The organism is Type-C symbiont of Plautia stali (assembly GCF_059730935.1).
The window spans coordinates 2,335,675-2,350,045 of record NZ_AP035923.1 but is presented as its reverse complement, the minus strand read 5'-3'; the positions used below and the strand labels follow the sequence as shown (position 1 = coordinate 2,350,045).

Annotated in this window: 14 protein-coding genes and 3 tRNA genes; 4 read left to right on the top strand and 13 right to left on the bottom strand. The window is 57.2% G+C overall.

Going from position 1 to position 14,371, the window contains the following annotated elements:
• Positions 1–274: 274 nt before the first annotated feature.
• The 4 genes from AC6I7J_RS11025 to AC6I7J_RS11010 all read right to left on the bottom strand — a co-directional run bounded on the left by AC6I7J_RS11025 (position 275) and on the right by AC6I7J_RS11010 (position 2,047).
• Positions 275–351, bottom strand: a tRNA-Val gene (locus tag AC6I7J_RS11025).
• 12 nt (positions 352–363) lie between these two features.
• A tRNA-Val gene (locus AC6I7J_RS11020) sits at positions 364–440 on the bottom strand.
• A 3-nt stretch (positions 441–443) separates the two neighbouring features.
• Positions 444–520: transfer RNA gene (locus AC6I7J_RS11015), tRNA-Val, on the bottom strand.
• A gap of 153 nt (positions 521–673) precedes the next feature.
• Entirely contained in the window at positions 674–2,047 is a 1,374-nt protein-coding gene (locus tag AC6I7J_RS11010; RefSeq protein WP_058769700.1) for an MATE family efflux transporter, read from the bottom strand.
• A gap of 198 nt (positions 2,048–2,245) precedes the next feature.
• On the opposite strand from AC6I7J_RS11010, the gene AC6I7J_RS11005 reads away from it, so the two are divergent.
• Entirely contained in the window at positions 2,246–2,899 is a 654-nt protein-coding gene (locus AC6I7J_RS11005) for a riboflavin synthase subunit alpha (RefSeq protein ID WP_127833971.1), read from the top strand.
• Positions 2,900–2,946: 47 nt separating this feature from the next.
• Here AC6I7J_RS11005 and cfa read toward each other — a convergent pair whose 3' ends face one another.
• Both cfa and punC read right to left on the bottom strand, forming a co-directional pair.
• The gene (gene cfa / locus AC6I7J_RS11000; protein ID WP_498005674.1) at positions 2,947–4,095 is read right to left on the bottom strand and encodes a cyclopropane fatty acyl phospholipid synthase; all 1,149 of its coding nucleotides are present in this window, start codon (positions 4,093–4,095) and stop codon (positions 2,947–2,949) included.
• 310 nt (positions 4,096–4,405) lie between these two features.
• Positions 4,406–5,608, bottom strand: a complete 1,203-nt coding sequence (gene punC / locus AC6I7J_RS10995) for a purine nucleoside transporter PunC (RefSeq protein WP_498005672.1) — start codon at positions 5,606–5,608, stop codon at positions 4,406–4,408.
• Positions 5,609–5,717: 109 nt separating this feature from the next.
• On the opposite strand from punC, the gene punR reads away from it, so the two are divergent.
• The gene (gene punR, locus AC6I7J_RS10990; RefSeq protein ID WP_498005670.1) at positions 5,718–6,629 is read left to right on the top strand and encodes a DNA-binding transcriptional activator PunR; all 912 of its coding nucleotides are present in this window, start codon (positions 5,718–5,720) and stop codon (positions 6,627–6,629) included.
• On the opposite strand, the gene purR is transcribed toward punR, so the two are convergent.
• Complete coding sequence (gene purR / locus AC6I7J_RS10985; RefSeq protein ID WP_021506220.1) at positions 6,626–7,651, bottom strand: HTH-type transcriptional repressor PurR; 1,026 nt, start codon at positions 7,649–7,651, stop codon at positions 6,626–6,628. The two genes, punR and purR, sit on opposite strands and share 4 nt — an antisense overlap.
• A gap of 273 nt (positions 7,652–7,924) precedes the next feature.
• On the opposite strand from purR, the gene cydH reads away from it, so the two are divergent.
• Positions 7,925–8,014, top strand: coding sequence for a cytochrome bd-I oxidase subunit CydH (gene cydH, locus AC6I7J_RS10980; protein ID WP_021506219.1), 90 nt, complete (start codon positions 7,925–7,927; stop codon positions 8,012–8,014).
• A 56-nt stretch (positions 8,015–8,070) separates the two neighbouring features.
• Here cydH and AC6I7J_RS10975 read toward each other — a convergent pair whose 3' ends face one another.
• Positions 8,071–8,862 carry a C40 family peptidase gene (locus tag AC6I7J_RS10975; RefSeq protein ID WP_058757687.1) on the bottom strand — a complete coding sequence of 264 codons (792 nt, stop codon included), beginning with the start codon at positions 8,860–8,862 and terminating at the stop codon, positions 8,071–8,073.
• A gap of 366 nt (positions 8,863–9,228) precedes the next feature.
• On the opposite strand from AC6I7J_RS10975, the gene AC6I7J_RS10970 reads away from it, so the two are divergent.
• Entirely contained in the window at positions 9,229–9,561 is a 333-nt protein-coding gene (locus AC6I7J_RS10970) for a Grx4 family monothiol glutaredoxin (protein WP_021506217.1), read from the top strand.
• Positions 9,562–9,614: 53 nt separating this feature from the next.
• Here AC6I7J_RS10970 and rnt read toward each other — a convergent pair whose 3' ends face one another.
• The 5 genes from rnt to eptA form a co-directional block, all read right to left on the bottom strand.
• Positions 9,615–10,283, bottom strand: a complete 669-nt coding sequence (rnt, locus tag AC6I7J_RS10965; protein WP_021506216.1) for a ribonuclease T — start codon at positions 10,281–10,283, stop codon at positions 9,615–9,617.
• A gap of 108 nt (positions 10,284–10,391) precedes the next feature.
• A complete protein-coding gene (gene gloA, locus AC6I7J_RS10960; protein ID WP_021314698.1) occupies positions 10,392–10,799 on the bottom strand; it encodes a lactoylglutathione lyase in 408 nt (135 codons plus the stop codon).
• 101 nt (positions 10,800–10,900) lie between these two features.
• The gene (locus AC6I7J_RS10955; RefSeq protein ID WP_058776267.1) at positions 10,901–11,998 is read right to left on the bottom strand and encodes an alkene reductase; all 1,098 of its coding nucleotides are present in this window, start codon (positions 11,996–11,998) and stop codon (positions 10,901–10,903) included.
• Positions 11,999–12,047: 49 nt separating this feature from the next.
• Complete coding sequence (locus tag AC6I7J_RS10950) at positions 12,048–12,644, bottom strand: TetR/AcrR family transcriptional regulator (RefSeq protein WP_031279165.1); 597 nt, start codon at positions 12,642–12,644, stop codon at positions 12,048–12,050.
• Between the two features lie 39 nt (positions 12,645–12,683).
• Positions 12,684–14,321: a phosphoethanolamine transferase EptA gene (gene eptA / locus AC6I7J_RS10945; RefSeq protein WP_498005668.1), complete on the bottom strand. Its 1,638-nt coding sequence runs from the start codon at positions 14,319–14,321 to the stop codon at positions 12,684–12,686.
• Positions 14,322–14,371 lie beyond the last annotated feature (50 nt).

Here is a 14,371-nt window from a genome sequence, read left to right as displayed (position 1 = left end):
CTGTTTGGTGTTGGTACGTTTGACACAGAAGTAAGAATAGGTGACGACGGCTAAGCGTGCAGAGAAGTTATGCGCCGGGCGGAGAGACCGTAGCGACGGCGTTGCGCAAATGATGTAAGTGGCTGGCATAGGCACGTTAGCGCTGAAACCTTTCAGGTGGAACAACGCGGCATAGTATAGTCGCTAAGTATGCGAAAACCAATATAAAAGCAGAGGGAGAAAACCGACTCAGATCAAGGAAAGGCGAGTTGCGCAAGGGAGATAACAGCAAAAGTGGTGCGCTCTAATGGACTCGAACCATCGACCCCCACCATGTCAAGGTGGTGCTCTAACCAACTGAGCTAAGAGCGCATTTCAGAAATCTGGTGCGTCCGAGTGGACTCGAACCACCGACCCCCACCATGTCAAGGTGGTGCTCTAACCAACTGAGCTACGGACGCACTTGGTGCGCTCTAATGGACTCGAACCATCGACCCCCACCATGTCAAGGTGGTGCTCTAACCAACTGAGCTAAGAGCGCAACACGCTGTCAGGGCGACAGCGGGGACGAATATTAACGGCAGGCCGTGATGCTGGCAAGCGGAAAAGTGATTTTTCCTGACGACTGACCAGCAACTGTGCTATGCGTCGTTTTTTTCGCCATTGCGGGCCAAATAAACGCCCGCTCAGCCACTTAGCGCGCGGCGCGCGCCAGAATCACCTGCGCCGGTAAACGCTGCAGACGGCGGATGCGCCAGATCATCATTACCGCTGCCGACGTCAGACCGACGATAAATCCGCACCAGAAACCGGCCGGCCCCAGCGGTGCCACCACCCAGTCGGTCAGCGCCAGCACGTAACCCACCGGCAGCCCCAGCACCCAGTAGGCGATCAGGGTAATAAAGAAGATCGAGCGCGTGTCCTTATAGCCGCGCAGGATACCGCTGCCGATCACCTGAATCGAATCCGAGAACTGGTAGATGGCCGCCAGCAGCATCAGTTGCGCCGCCAGGGTAATCACTTCCGGATTAGCGGTATAGAGCGCGGCAATATCGTGGCGGAAGGTCACGGTAAACAGCGCGGTGATCGCCGCCATGGTGATACCCACGCCCTGACCGGTCCAAGCGGCGATGCGGGCCTGTTCGGCCGAGCCCTGGCCCAGACGGTAGCCGACGCGAATGGTGGTGGCGACGCCGAGCGACAGCGGCAGCACAAACATCAGCGAGCTAAAATTGAGCGCGATCTGATGACCAGCCACTTTCACAATGCCGAGCGGCGACACCAGCAGCGCTACCACGGCAAACAGCGTGACCTCGAAAAACAGCGCCAGCGCGACCGGTAATCCCAGCGTGAACAGGCGCGTCAGGATGGCGCGCGACGGTGGCGACCAGCGGCTATGCATGCGGATATCGCGCATGGCCGGCATGCGCTTCAGCCAGAAGCGCATCACCAGATACATCACCCAGTAAACCGACGCGGTGGCGACGCCACAGCCCACGCCGCCCAGCGCAGGCATACCGAAATGGCCGTAAATAAACACATAGTTCAGTGGAATGTTGGTCAGCAGGCCGAGGAAACCCAGCAGCATCGCCGGCTTGGTCTTCGATAGCCCTTCACACTGATTACGTGCCACCTGGAAAAACAGGTAGCCCGGTGCGCCCCACAGCAGCGCGTGCAGATAACCTTCTGCTTTGGCCGCCAGTTGAGGATCAATGTCATGCATGGTGTGAATCAGGTAGCCGGCGTTCCACAGCACCACCATAATCAGCAGCGCCACGCCCGCCGCCAGCCAGTAACCCTGGCGCACCTGTTCTGCGATGCGTTCGCGTCGCCCGGATCCGTTGAGTTGCGCAACGGTTGGCGTCAATGCCAGCAGCAGACCATGACCAAACAAAATGGCGGGAAGCCAGATAGAGGTGCCGACAGCAACGGCGGCCATATCCGTGGCGCTCACCGCACCGGCCATTATGGTATCCACAAATCCCATCGCGGTCTGTGCCACCTGAGCAAGAATGACCGGGATCGCGAGGGCCAGCAATTGACGCGCTTCTGTTAAATACTTCTGCACGTATCACCTGCGTAATTTAAGAAGAGAGCGGGGCGAAATCCCCAAAGAATGCGCGACCTAGTGTAGCGGTAGCCCGCACTTCCGCCAAACATTGATCGCATTTGGTTGCGCCATTTGTGTAAAGTTTGCGCGCCGGCAAATTAAACCTTGCGGCGCAAGCTGTGATAAACTGCCACAAACTTCGCAGAGGCTGAAATTATGTTTACCGGAATTGTGCAGGGCACGGCAGAAATTGTCGCCATTGAAGAAAAAGAGTTGTTCCGCACCCACACCGTGCGCTTGCCTGCTGAGCTGCTGCCCGGCCTGGCGCTGGGCGCCTCGGTAGCGCACAACGGGTGCTGCCTGACGGTGACCGCCATTGACGGCGATCGCGTCAGCTTCGATCTCATCAAAGAGACGCTGCGCATCACCAACCTCGGTGAATTACAGGTTGGTGACATCGTGAATATTGAGCGCGCCGCGAAATTCAGCGATGAAATTGGCGGACACCTGATGTCCGGCCATATTATGACCACCGCCGAAATCTGTAAAATTATCCAGTCAGAGAATAACCGCGAAGTGTGGTTTAAATTACAGGACGCTGAGCAGATCAAATATATTCTGCATAAAGGATTCGTCGGCATCGATGGTATCAGCCTGACAGTCGGTGATGTCACCAAAAGTAAGTTCTGCGTGCACCTGATCCCGGAAACGCTGGAGCGCACCACGCTGGGCGCGAAGAAGCTGGGGCACCGGGTCAATATCGAAATCGATCCGCATACCCAGGCGATTGTTGACACCGTTGAACGTGTGCTGGCGCAGCGTGATGCCGCGGCCGCGCTGGCGGCACAAACGCTGCCGGACGCGGAGTAATCGCGAATAAAAAGGCGCGTTAAGCGCCTTTTAGCATTGCACGGAAATCAACGCGCCACGCGCAAACCGCCTTCGGCGCCGCGGCTGAAAACTACCTGCCACAGCTGAATATCCCGCGCGCGAAACGCACCGGCGCAGGCGTTGAGGTAATAGCTGAACATCCGTTCGAAACGCTCGCCATACTTCTCTGCCAGCTGCGGCCATGCCGCCTGAAATCGCTCGTACCAGGCCATCAGCGTGGTGTCATAATCCGCGCCGAAGTTGTGCCAGTCTTCCATGATGAAGTGGGATTCGCTGGCATCGGCGATCTGCCGTACCGACGGTAAACAGCCGTTGGGGAAAATGTATTTATCGATCCACGGGTCGACGTTCATGTCGGTTCTGATCGCCCCAATGGTGTGCAGCAAAAACAGGCCTTCCGGTTTCAGGTTACGATCAACCACATTGAAGTAGGTGGCATAGTTTTTCGGCCCGACGTGTTCGAACATGCCCACCGACACGATGCGGTCAAACTGCTGGTCCAAATCACGGTAATCCTGCAGCAGAATGGTCACATCAAGACCGGCACAGCGCTGCTGCGCCATTTTCTGCTGCTCGGCAGAGATGGTCACGCCATGCACTTTCACCCCGTAATGACGCGCGGCGAATTCCGCCAGTCCGCCCCAGCCGCAGCCGATATCCAGTAGCGTCATGCCCGGCTCAAGCTGCAGCTTACGGCAGATCATATCCAGCTTGTCCTGCTGTGCCTGCTCCAGCGTTTCCGCGCTTTTCCAGTAGCCGCAGGAGTACTGCATAAACGGATCGAGCATCAGTGAAAACAGGTCGTTGCCAAGATCGTAGTGCTCTTTACCAACAATCCAGGCGCGTTTCTTTGACTGCAGATTGGTGAGGCGCGCCGCAGCAATGCGCAGCGTGTCTTTAAAATGGTGCGGTAACTGCTTATCCAGATGATGTTTCAGCACGCGGTGGAAGAACATATCCAGACGTTCACACTCCCACCAGCCGTCCATGTAGCTTTCACCGAGGCCCAGCGATCCCTCCTGCAGGACCCGTTTGAAAAAATCCGCATGTCTGACCTGAATATCCCAGGGACGTGTGCCGTTGATGTGAATGTCCGCCCGCTCCAGTAATTCATGGGCGATACGAAACCATTGGTTTTCTTCAAGGCTCACTTCTTCTATACACGATGAACTCATAGCTTCTCCATCACCTTTCCGATTTGAACCTGAGAAAAAGAATAGTCAAATTCCTCAGGCCTGTGAGAGAACTCACGGAAAATCCGTGCGCCAGATAGCCGACGTATTACAGAGGTATGAATCTGAATAGAAATGTCTGCCACAACTCCGGAGGTGAATATCGTGCAGACGCCATCCCAGCGACAGTGTCGCTAAAAAATACGATCATTATGTTATTGATTTGTTGCAGAAATGCTGACCCACTGAGTATATGCTCACGCAGGTCAGTATTCAATGGCTTATCGTTAGTTTGCTAACGATAATCGTTGCCTTAGCAATTATCTTCGCAGGGACGGGAAGCGTGAGCAATATCACTTTGTGCGCTGGCGCTGCGCTGCCACAGGAAACCGGCCCAGGCGAGGATCACCGTGGCCACCATGACCAGTGTGGTATGTAACAGCGCCTGCTGCAGACCGGCGGAAACAATCAGGCTGGCGAGGAAGCATAAGCCCAGCTGCAGCAGATTCTGCAGGCCGGCCGCTTTGCCGGTGGCCTGCGGGAACGGGGCGAGGGCGCTGGACACCACAATCGGGTAAATCGCGCCATTGGCCAGCGCCATGCCGCAGAACGGCAGCAGCAGAGCCACCAGCGGCGGCGTGGTCATCAGCGCCACCGCAAACAGGCCCAGAATGCTCAGGCTGTAAATCATCAGCAACCACGGCAGCAGCTGCGCACCCTGAAAACGGTTCAGCAGTGCGCGACAGCCAAACCCGCCCAGCAGGAAGGCGATGGTCTGCGGAATATAGCTCAGGCCAATGTCCGCCGGGCTCAGACCCGCGGCGGCGAGGATAAACGGCGAGCCGGTCAGCCAGGCGAAGAAACTGGCGGAGCAGGCGGCATAAATCAGTACGTTACCGCTGTAAACACGCGTCGCCAGCAGCGTCAGCCAGCCCGGCTGCGGCGCGCTGTCGTGGCGCGCACGCGGCGCGCTGGCCAGTTTCAGCGTGCCGAACAGCAACACCAGCGTCACCAGCGTGAGCGCGAGGAAAATGGCGCGCCAGTGAAAATGGGCCATCAGCCAGGCACCCAGCAGCGGCGCCAGCGCCGGTGACAGCGCCACCAGCGGCATAATCGTGGCAAACACTTTGTTGGCTTTGGCCTGCGGATAGCGATCAACCACCAGCGCCTGCCAGCTCACCGCTGCAGCGCATACGCCTACCGCCTGCACAAAGCGCAGCGCCAGCATCAGCCAGACGTTAGTCACCCACAGCATGGCGAGACAGCTCAGCGCAAACAGGCTCAGGCCCGCCAGCAGAATGGGTTTACGGCCAAAGCGATCCGACAGCACACCCCACAGCACCTGCGCAAAGGCAAAGCCGCCCAGAAACAGGCTCAGGCTGGCGCTGATGGTGCCCGGTGCGGAAGCAAAGTCGCGCTGCATGGCGCCGAAGGCGGGTAAATACATATCGGTGGCCAGAAAGCCGAGCATGCTCAGCACGGCAAGGTAAGGCAGAAATCCTTTGGATGACAGCATGGTTTTTCTCATTCGGCAGGTTGAACGGCGGGGAGTGTAAAAGGGTGCAGCGGGCTTTGTGAAACGCTAATATTTGCAGGGTGCTGTTAAAATTTTTGATGGGAAAACTATGTGGTCGGAATATGCACTTGAGGTGGTGGACGCGGTAGCGCGCACCGGCAGTTTTAGCGCGGCGGCGCAGGAGCTGCACCGCGTGCCCTCTGCCATCAGCTATACCGTGCGCCAGCTGGAAGGCTGGCTGGCAGTACCGCTGTTTGAGCGGCAGCATCGCGAAGTGGTGCTGACGGCAGCAGGCGAGCACTTTGTGCGCGAAGGGCGATCTGTTATCAAAAAAATGCTGGCCACGCGCCGTCAGTGTCAGCAGCTGGCCAACGGCTGGCGCGGTCAGCTCAGTATCGCGGTAGATTGCATCGTCAAACCGCAGCGCACCCGCCAGCTGGTAAAGGATTTTTACCGCCATTTCCCCGATATGGAGCTGATCATCAGCTACGAAGTATTTAACGGCGTGTGGGACGCGCTGGCTGATGGGCGTGTCGATGTGGCGATTGGCGCCACCCAGGCCATTCCGGTCGGTGGCCGCTTCGCTTTTCAGGATATGGGCGCGCTCAACTGGCGCTGCGTGGTGAGTCCGCAGCATGCGCTGGCTCACAGTCCGCAGCTGGACGACGAAACCCTGCGCGCCTGGCCGTCGCTGGTGCTGGAAGATACGTCGCGCGCGCTGCCGCGCCGCATGACGTGGACGCTGGATAACCAGCGGCGGCTGGTGGTGCCGGAGTGGGAAACCGGGCTGGATTGCCTGCAGGCCGGATTGTGCGTGGGCATGGTGCCGGGCCACCTGGCGCGCCCGCTGCTGGACAGCGGCGCGCTGGTGGAGCTGGCGTTACCGCAGCCGTTTCCGGACAGCCCGTGTTGCGTCAGCTGGTCTGAGCAGCGTGCGTCACCGGCGCTGGCGTGGTTACTGGAATATCTGGGCGATGCGGAGACGCTGAACCACGAGTGGCTCAGCGAGAAGGTGGTTTAACGGCGGTAATCGCGGAACGGGCCATCGGCCACGGAGCGACGCTCAATCAGCGTGGGCTGCACTTCAATGGTCTGCGGCTCTTCGCGTTTGCTGGTGATGCGGTCCAGCAGCATCTCCAGTGCCTTTTCCCCCAGCTGCGCTTTCGGCTGGTGCACGGTTGTCAGCGCCGGGGTGAAGTAGCGCGCGTTGCGCACATTGTCATAGCCAATCACCGAAATATCCTGCGGCACGCGCAGTCCCATCTCATCGGCCGCGCAAATCGCGCCCATCGCCATGATATCGCCGCCGCAGAACACCGCCGTCGGGCGCTGTTTCTGGTTCAGAATCTGCTGCATCGCCTGATAACCTGACTCCGGTTCGAAGTCACCCTGCACAATCCACTCGGGACGGACGCTGATGCCCGCTTCCTGCATCGCCTGCAGAAAACCCGCATGACGACCGCCACCGGTGTTGCGCTCCATCTGGCCAGGGATAGCACCGATATCGCGATGGCCGCGCTCAATCAGGTATCGTCCGGCGAGGTAACCGCCGTGGAACGCATTGTCCTGCACGGTATCGGTAAAGTCCCCGCGCGATTCGCCCCAGTCCATGACCACCATCGGGATATTGCGGTTCTCTTCCAGCATCTGCAGCAGATCGTCGGGATATTCGGAGCACATGACCAGCAGGCCATCGACGCGCTTTTGCGCCATCATCGAAAGATAAGCGCGCTGTTTTTGCAGATCGTTGTGCGCGTTACCGAGAATCAGCGTGTAACCACGCTCAAAGCAGTGATTCTCCACGGCTTCAATAATTTCGGCGAAGTAGGGCGCTTCGCTGGAGGTCGCCAGCAGGCCCAGCGTCTTGGTGTGATTCACCTTCAGGCTGCGGGCCACCGCGCTCGGTGAATAGTGCAGCGCTTTAATCGCTTCCCATACGGCGTTACGCGTCTCTTCCGCGACAAAACGCGTTTTGTTGATGACATGCGAAACCGTGGTGGTTGAGACCCCGGCGCGTTTCGCCACATCTTTAATGGTTGCCATGAAAATGGTACTCCTGGGCTTATCGCAACTTACTGATAAGTATATTGTTAAACGTTTGCGTCTGCTAATGGTTTTGCGCCCTGAATATCAGGGCTAATCTGCTTAATCGGGCAGGGAAACATCCTTCAGCAGGCTGTCAATGCAGCATGCGCTAAATCTGTTGCGCAACGAAAGGCGGCGATTCTAGCAAGCCGGGGCGGATAACACGAGATTTTTGCCCATCACTGTGCGAAAATTATTTAACCATGCAAACTGTGTGACTAAGGAGTTGTGATGAGTACCGATTTAAAACTGGCATTGACCACCACCGCCGCTGCTCTGCTGATGATTATTGCCTTTAGCTTTACCGCCATTCTGCATTAATAAAAAAGCCGGTGCTGCTGAACAGCCACCGGCTTTTTTGTTGCGCAACGCTGAGGTTAGCGCACGGTTTTCGGCGTCATCATACGGCGTGCGCCAACGTAATGCTTCTGCCAGTAATCCTCGCCCAGCGCGCTAATCTGAATGTCCTTACCGGTGCGCGGAGACTGAATGAATTTGCCATTGCCCAGATAAACCCCGACATGGTCGGCGGTACCGCGATTGTTGATGCGGAAGAACACCAGATCGCCTTTCTCCAGCATCTCGCGCTTGATCGGCGCGGCGTCGCGCAGGTGATACATCTCATTGGCGGTGCGGGGAAATTTAAACTTCACCAGGTCTTTGTAGGCGTACCACACTAAACCACTGCAGTCGAAACCGGTGTGCGGTGAGGTGCCTCCCCACTGATACGGTTTACCCAGCTGGCCCATCAATTTCGTCATCGCGGTTTCACGTGCTTTTTGATAGCGCAGGCGGTGGGCTTTGCTCATTTTAATGCCGCTCAGCTGCTGCACTTCATCATCAACGGCAACGTCACGCGATTTCTTCGCCAGCCGCTGATGACCATATTTTTTCGCACTGAGCTTAAGTGAGGATTTGCGCTGGGTGGTGTGCTGAAGTACCGTTTCGCTTTTCTGCTGTTTTTTCAGCCTGAACTTCTGTACCGACGTCAGGCGTGACTTTTTGCTGGTGGTTTTCACCGGGCGTCGTTTGCGACGCTCATCTTCACGCGCGTTCTTTTTCTCCGCTTTCTGCAAACTGGCATTAACCGGCGCATGCGGAGAAGCCGCCGCCACATTAAAGAACAGTTGGGCAAAAGCCAGTATGAAAAGCGTAATCAGTAAACGCATAGTCCGGTTACAGGTTAAGCCGTCGGCAGGAAGCCAGACCGCGGTAAAGTTAGAAAAATCTGATCGACGATCAGCACCGGGGCAATTCTAATCCACTTTTTTTGCAAAAGGTAAGGTCTTTTTCCATTAATCTGTCACGGTACTGAAAGTGGGGCAAAAATGAGCGATTTCAGCTGTTTAACCCAGCGGAATTATTGCTAATTATTAATTGATTAATGCTTATTAATGATACGAAAATGTTATTCGTGGCGCGCGAACTTAACAAACATGGCGATATGCGCCGGCGAAGGCAAAATCCCGTTTTCAGTCGCGGGGCGAAGTCGCTACAATAAACAAACACGAAGTGAAGGATTAAGGAAGGCAAAAATGAGTACTGTTGAAAAAATTCAGCGCCAGATCGCAGAAAACCCGATCCTGCTGTACATGAAAGGTTCGCCGAAACTGCCAAGCTGCGGTTTCTCTGCGCAGGCGGTACAGGCGCTGTCTGCCTGTGGTGAGCGCTTTGCGTACGTAGACATTCTGCAAAATCCGGATATCCGCGCTGAGTTACCGAAATACGCCAACTGGCCAACTTTCCCGCAGCTGTGGGTGGATGGCGAGCTCGTCGGCGGCTGTGACATCATCGTTGAGATGTTCCAGCGCGGCGAACTGCAACCGCTGATCAAAGAGACCGCTGAGAAGCACAAAGAAGCAGAATAAGAAAAAGGCCGACAGCAGTGTCGGCCTTTTTTTTGGCTGCGGTCTGACGGGCCTCAGGCCGAGGCATCGTCTTCGGCCGGCTCTTCACTCACCGCCAGCGGCCAGCCGCCGAGGCGTTTCCAGCGATTCACCAGTTCGCAAAACAGCGTGGCGGTCTGTTCGGTATCGTACAGTGCCGAGTGCGCCTGAGTGCTGTCAAAATCTATCCCCGCCGCTTTACAGGCCTTCGCCAGCACCGTTTGTCCCAGCACCAGCCCGCTCAGTGCGGCGGTGTCAAAGGTGGCGAACGGGTGGAATGGGTTACGCTTCATGCCGGTGCGCTCTGCCGCCGCCATCAGAAAATTATGATCAAAGGTGGCGTTGTGCGCCACGATAATCGCCCGGTTACAGCCGCTGTCTTTGGTGCCTTTGCGCACCATTTTGAATATGGCGTGCAGCGCCTCATATTCACTCACCGCGCCGCGCAGCGGATTGCTGGGGTCGATGCCGGTAAACGCCAGCGCTTCGGGATTGAGAATCGCCCCTTCGAACGGCTCCACGTGGAAATGCAGGGTTTCATCGCGGTGCAGCCAGCCATCCTCATCCATTTTTAACGTAGTGGCCGCGATTTCCAGCAGCGCATCGGTTTGCGCATTAAAACCGGCGGTTTCAACGTCAATCACCACAGGATAAAAACCACGGAAGCGTTGATGGAGAGCGTTTAAGGCGTTCGATTCAGACATCAGGATCTCATTGCAGGAAATGGGGCAGCGCGCATTATGGCAAAAATCGGCGCAGGGTGCAGCAGGAGAGGGAAGTCAGCCCGCAAATTAGCAGGCTGACTAACGGCATTAGTTGCCGAGGCCGTGACCGGCGTGTTTGTTTTCGATCAGCTCGATTTTGTAGCCGTCCGGATCTTCCACGAAAGCGATGATGGTGCTGCCGCCTTTTACCGGGCCGGCTTCACGCGTGACGTTACCGCCCGCCTGACGGATGCGGTCGCAGGTCGCCGCGACATCATCCACGCCCAGCGCGATGTGGCCGTAGGCATTGCCGAGGTCGTATTTATCCACGCCCCAGTTGTAGGTCAGCTCAATGACCGCACCTTCGCTCTCTTCGGTGTAACCCACGAAAGCCAGGGTGTATTTGTATTCGGTGTTTTCGCTCTGACGCAGCACGCGCATGCCCAGCACGCGGGTGTAAAAATCGATGGAGCGCTGCAGATCGCCAACGCGTAACATAGTGTGAAGTAAACGCATAACATCCTCTTTTTAAAAGTCATCAGGGAACCCGCTAAGTATAGCGAGGGAATGCCCTGAAGAAAGCACGCGGCCGCACATCCGCTGCGGCCGCGTTTGACTTACAGTGTCGGGTAGTCGGTGTAACCTTCCGCGCCGCCGCCGTAGAAGCTCTCCGGACGCTGCGGGTTAAGCGGTGCATCCTGCTGCAGGCGCGCTACCAGATCCGGGTTGGCGATGAAGTCACGGCCAAAGGCCACGGCGTCAATCAGGCCACGCGCGATCAGATCGTCCGCTTTTTCCACAGTGTAGGCACCGGCACCGATAATCACGCCCGGGAAGGCGGCACGCACTTTCTGGCGGAACTCATCGGTGTAAGGCTTACCGCCCGCCCAGTCTGGCTCAGACAGGTGCAGGTAGGCGAGGCCGCGCTTGCCCAGTTCGCTGATGTACCACAGTGCCGCTTCTTCTTCATCCGGACCGTTTTCCAGATTCTGGAAGGCGCCGATGGGCGAGATACGGATACCGATACGATCGGCTGACCAGTTAGCAATTGCCGCATCGACCACTTCCAGCGCGAAACGGCCGCGCTTCTCAATCGAACCGCCGTATTCATCGGTACGCTGGTTAGAACCGGGTGCGAGGAACTGATGCATCAGATAGCCGTGCGCTGAGTGCAGTTCCAGCAGGTCAAAATCGGCGTCGCGCGCATTGGCTGCCGCCTGACCGAAGTCTTTAACGATCTGCTGAATTTCTGCCACGCTCAGTTCACGCGGCATGGAGGTATCTTCGCGATACACGCTGCCGTCGGCGGCGCGCAGCGAGGTGCGGGTGCCAGCGGCGATCGCGGACGGTGCAACCGGCGCTTTGCCATCCGGCTGTACGCTATTATGCGAGATGCGGCCGGTGTGCCACAGCTGAACGGCGCTGTGACCGTGCGCGGCGTGAATGCCTTCGTTAATCATTTTCCACGCAGCAATTTGCTCCGCGGTGTGCAAACCCGGCGCACCAGCGTAGCCTTTCGCCTGGAACGAAACCTGGGTGGCTTCGGTAATGATCAGACCCGCGCTGGCGCGCTGCTGATAATACTCCGCCATCAGCGGGGTAGGAATATCGCCCGGTTCAATGCTGCGCAGACGCGTCAGCGGCGCCATAAATACACGGTTAGGTACGGTAATCGCGCCCACTTTCAGCGGGGTGAACAGCTGTTTACTCGCCATGATGACTCCTGTAATAGACCGGTCGTCTAGAAATTGCCGTTTTTAAAAATCAGCGGTGATTAAGCCACTGTTCGATGGTGTCGAGCGCCAGGCTAATCGGCCCGGGCTCACGTGAAATCTTGCTCTGCAGGCTGGCTCCCAGCCACAGCAGATAACAGCGTTGCGCCAGCTGCTGCGGGCTTTGCCCATAGGGCAGCGGCTGTTCGGCTGCGACCTCCGTCAGACAGCGTGCGTAAGCGGCCGTGATGGCCGTAGCCCCGCGCTGCAGCGCATCGCGCATCGGCTCTGACAGATCGCACACTTCGCCGGAAAGCTTAACGCCCAGACAGCCGACGATGTGACCCTGCTCAATAAACAGCCGTTCCGCGTAGCGAAAATGCTGCAGTAAGCGTTCGCGTGCAGTAACGCCGGGCTGGGTCAGCTGCTGTTCAACCTGCTGCTGATAGTTGACGAAATAGCGCTCCAGCAGCGCCACACCGAACGCTTCTTTCGAGCGGAAGTAGTGGTAAAACGAGCCTTTAGGCACTTCCGCCAGCGCCAGCATTTCGCTCAATCCCATGCCGGTGAAACCGCGCTGCAGGCAGACCTGCTCGCCGGTGGCGAGCAGATGTTCACGGGTTTCGTTGCGTTGCACTGTCTTGTTCATGGCAGGCAGAGTATTAGACCAGTCGGTCTAATGCAATCCTCAGGCGCGATTCTGGCACGATTTGATCATATCCAGCTGTGGCTGATACTGCTGCGTCTGGATGTTGAACAGGCCGAGCACCGTGTGGAACAGATTATCCTGCGACACCGCTGTCTCTGCCGCCTGCTGGCGCAGACAGGCCTGATCAATGTGATACGCCGCGGCGTAGCCCGGCGACATCCACAGCAGCAGCGGGATGTGCGTCTGCTGCGACGGCGCAAACAGGTACGGCGCACCGTGCAGATACATGCCGTGTTCGCCCAGCGATTCGCCATGGTCGGACAGATACACCAACGCCACGTTAAAGCGATCGCTCAGGCCTTTCAGCTTATCGATGGTGCGACTCAGCATATCGTCGGTATACAGCAGCGAGTTATCGTAGGTGTTGACCAACGCCTGGTGATCGCAATCCTGTATCTGATTACTGTCGCAGGTGGGCGTAAAGCGCTGGAACGCGGCCGGATAGCGCTTAAAGTAAGCCGGACCGTGGCTGCCCATCTGGTGCAGTACGATGATGCTGTCATTGTGCAGGCTGTCGACATAGTTATCAAAGCGATGCAGCAAGACGTCATCGAGGCAGAAGCCATCGTGGCAGTACTGTGGCAGCTGCCACTGCGTCATATCGGTATGCGGCACGCGGTCGCAGGCACCCTTGCAGCCGCCGTCGTTTTCGCGCCACAGCACGCTGATTCCGGCATGGGCCAGCACATCCAGCACGCCTTCCTGATGATGGGCGAGGTTCGCGTCATAGTGCTCGCGTGGCATATTCGAGAACATGCACGGCACCGAAATGGCGGTTTCCGTGCCGCAGGAGCTGGCGTTGGGATAATAAATCACCTGCTGCTTTTTCAGCTGTGGGTTGGTGTCGCGCGCATAGCCGCCGAGGGAGAAGTTCTCCGCGCGCGCAGTTTCGCCCACCACCAGCACCACCAGCGTCTTCTTCGGCTCGGCGGCGATCAGCGGCCCTTTCTTCGCATCTTCGCCAATCTTCACCAGCGCCTGGCTGCCCTGCAGATAGCGCTGATCGACATAATGGCCGGTGCCGCTGACAATATTGGCTGGGGTGATCATCTTCACCAGGCCTTTGTTATTGCGGATCAGCGAAGCGTAGTCTTTGTAGAACAGCACAGCCATCAGCAGAATCACCAGTACGGCACCGAGCGCACTGGCGAGGCGCTGCAGCAGGTTCCACCACCAGCGCTGGCGATTGCTGATACGGACGCTGCACACCAGCGCGACCGGAAGAATGCCCATCAGCAGCATCCAGATGACATAGTTGCGGCTCATCAGCGCGCCGGTTTCCTGCGTATTCGACTCAAACACGTTTTCGATCATGTTGGTGTCGATGACCGTACCAAAGCTGTGCATAAAGTAGTTGGCGGCGGCGCTGGCGAGAATCAGCACAATCAGCAGCGGTTTGCGTATCCACGGCCAGGCCAGCAGCGAGAAGATCAGATAAAACGCCGCGACCAGCACCACCGGCATGCTGGCGGCGAACAGGTAATCGTGCAGGCGGGTGTAGGGAATAATTTCCCACGCGCGCAGTAAAAACAGGGCATTGAGAACAAAAGCAAAGAACAACGCGGCCAGTAAATTAAAACTGTTGTCGTGACACTGTAACTTAGAGATCAGTTTCATGGAGACTCATCGGAATAACGGAATATGACAATCGTATGAATTGAAGATGA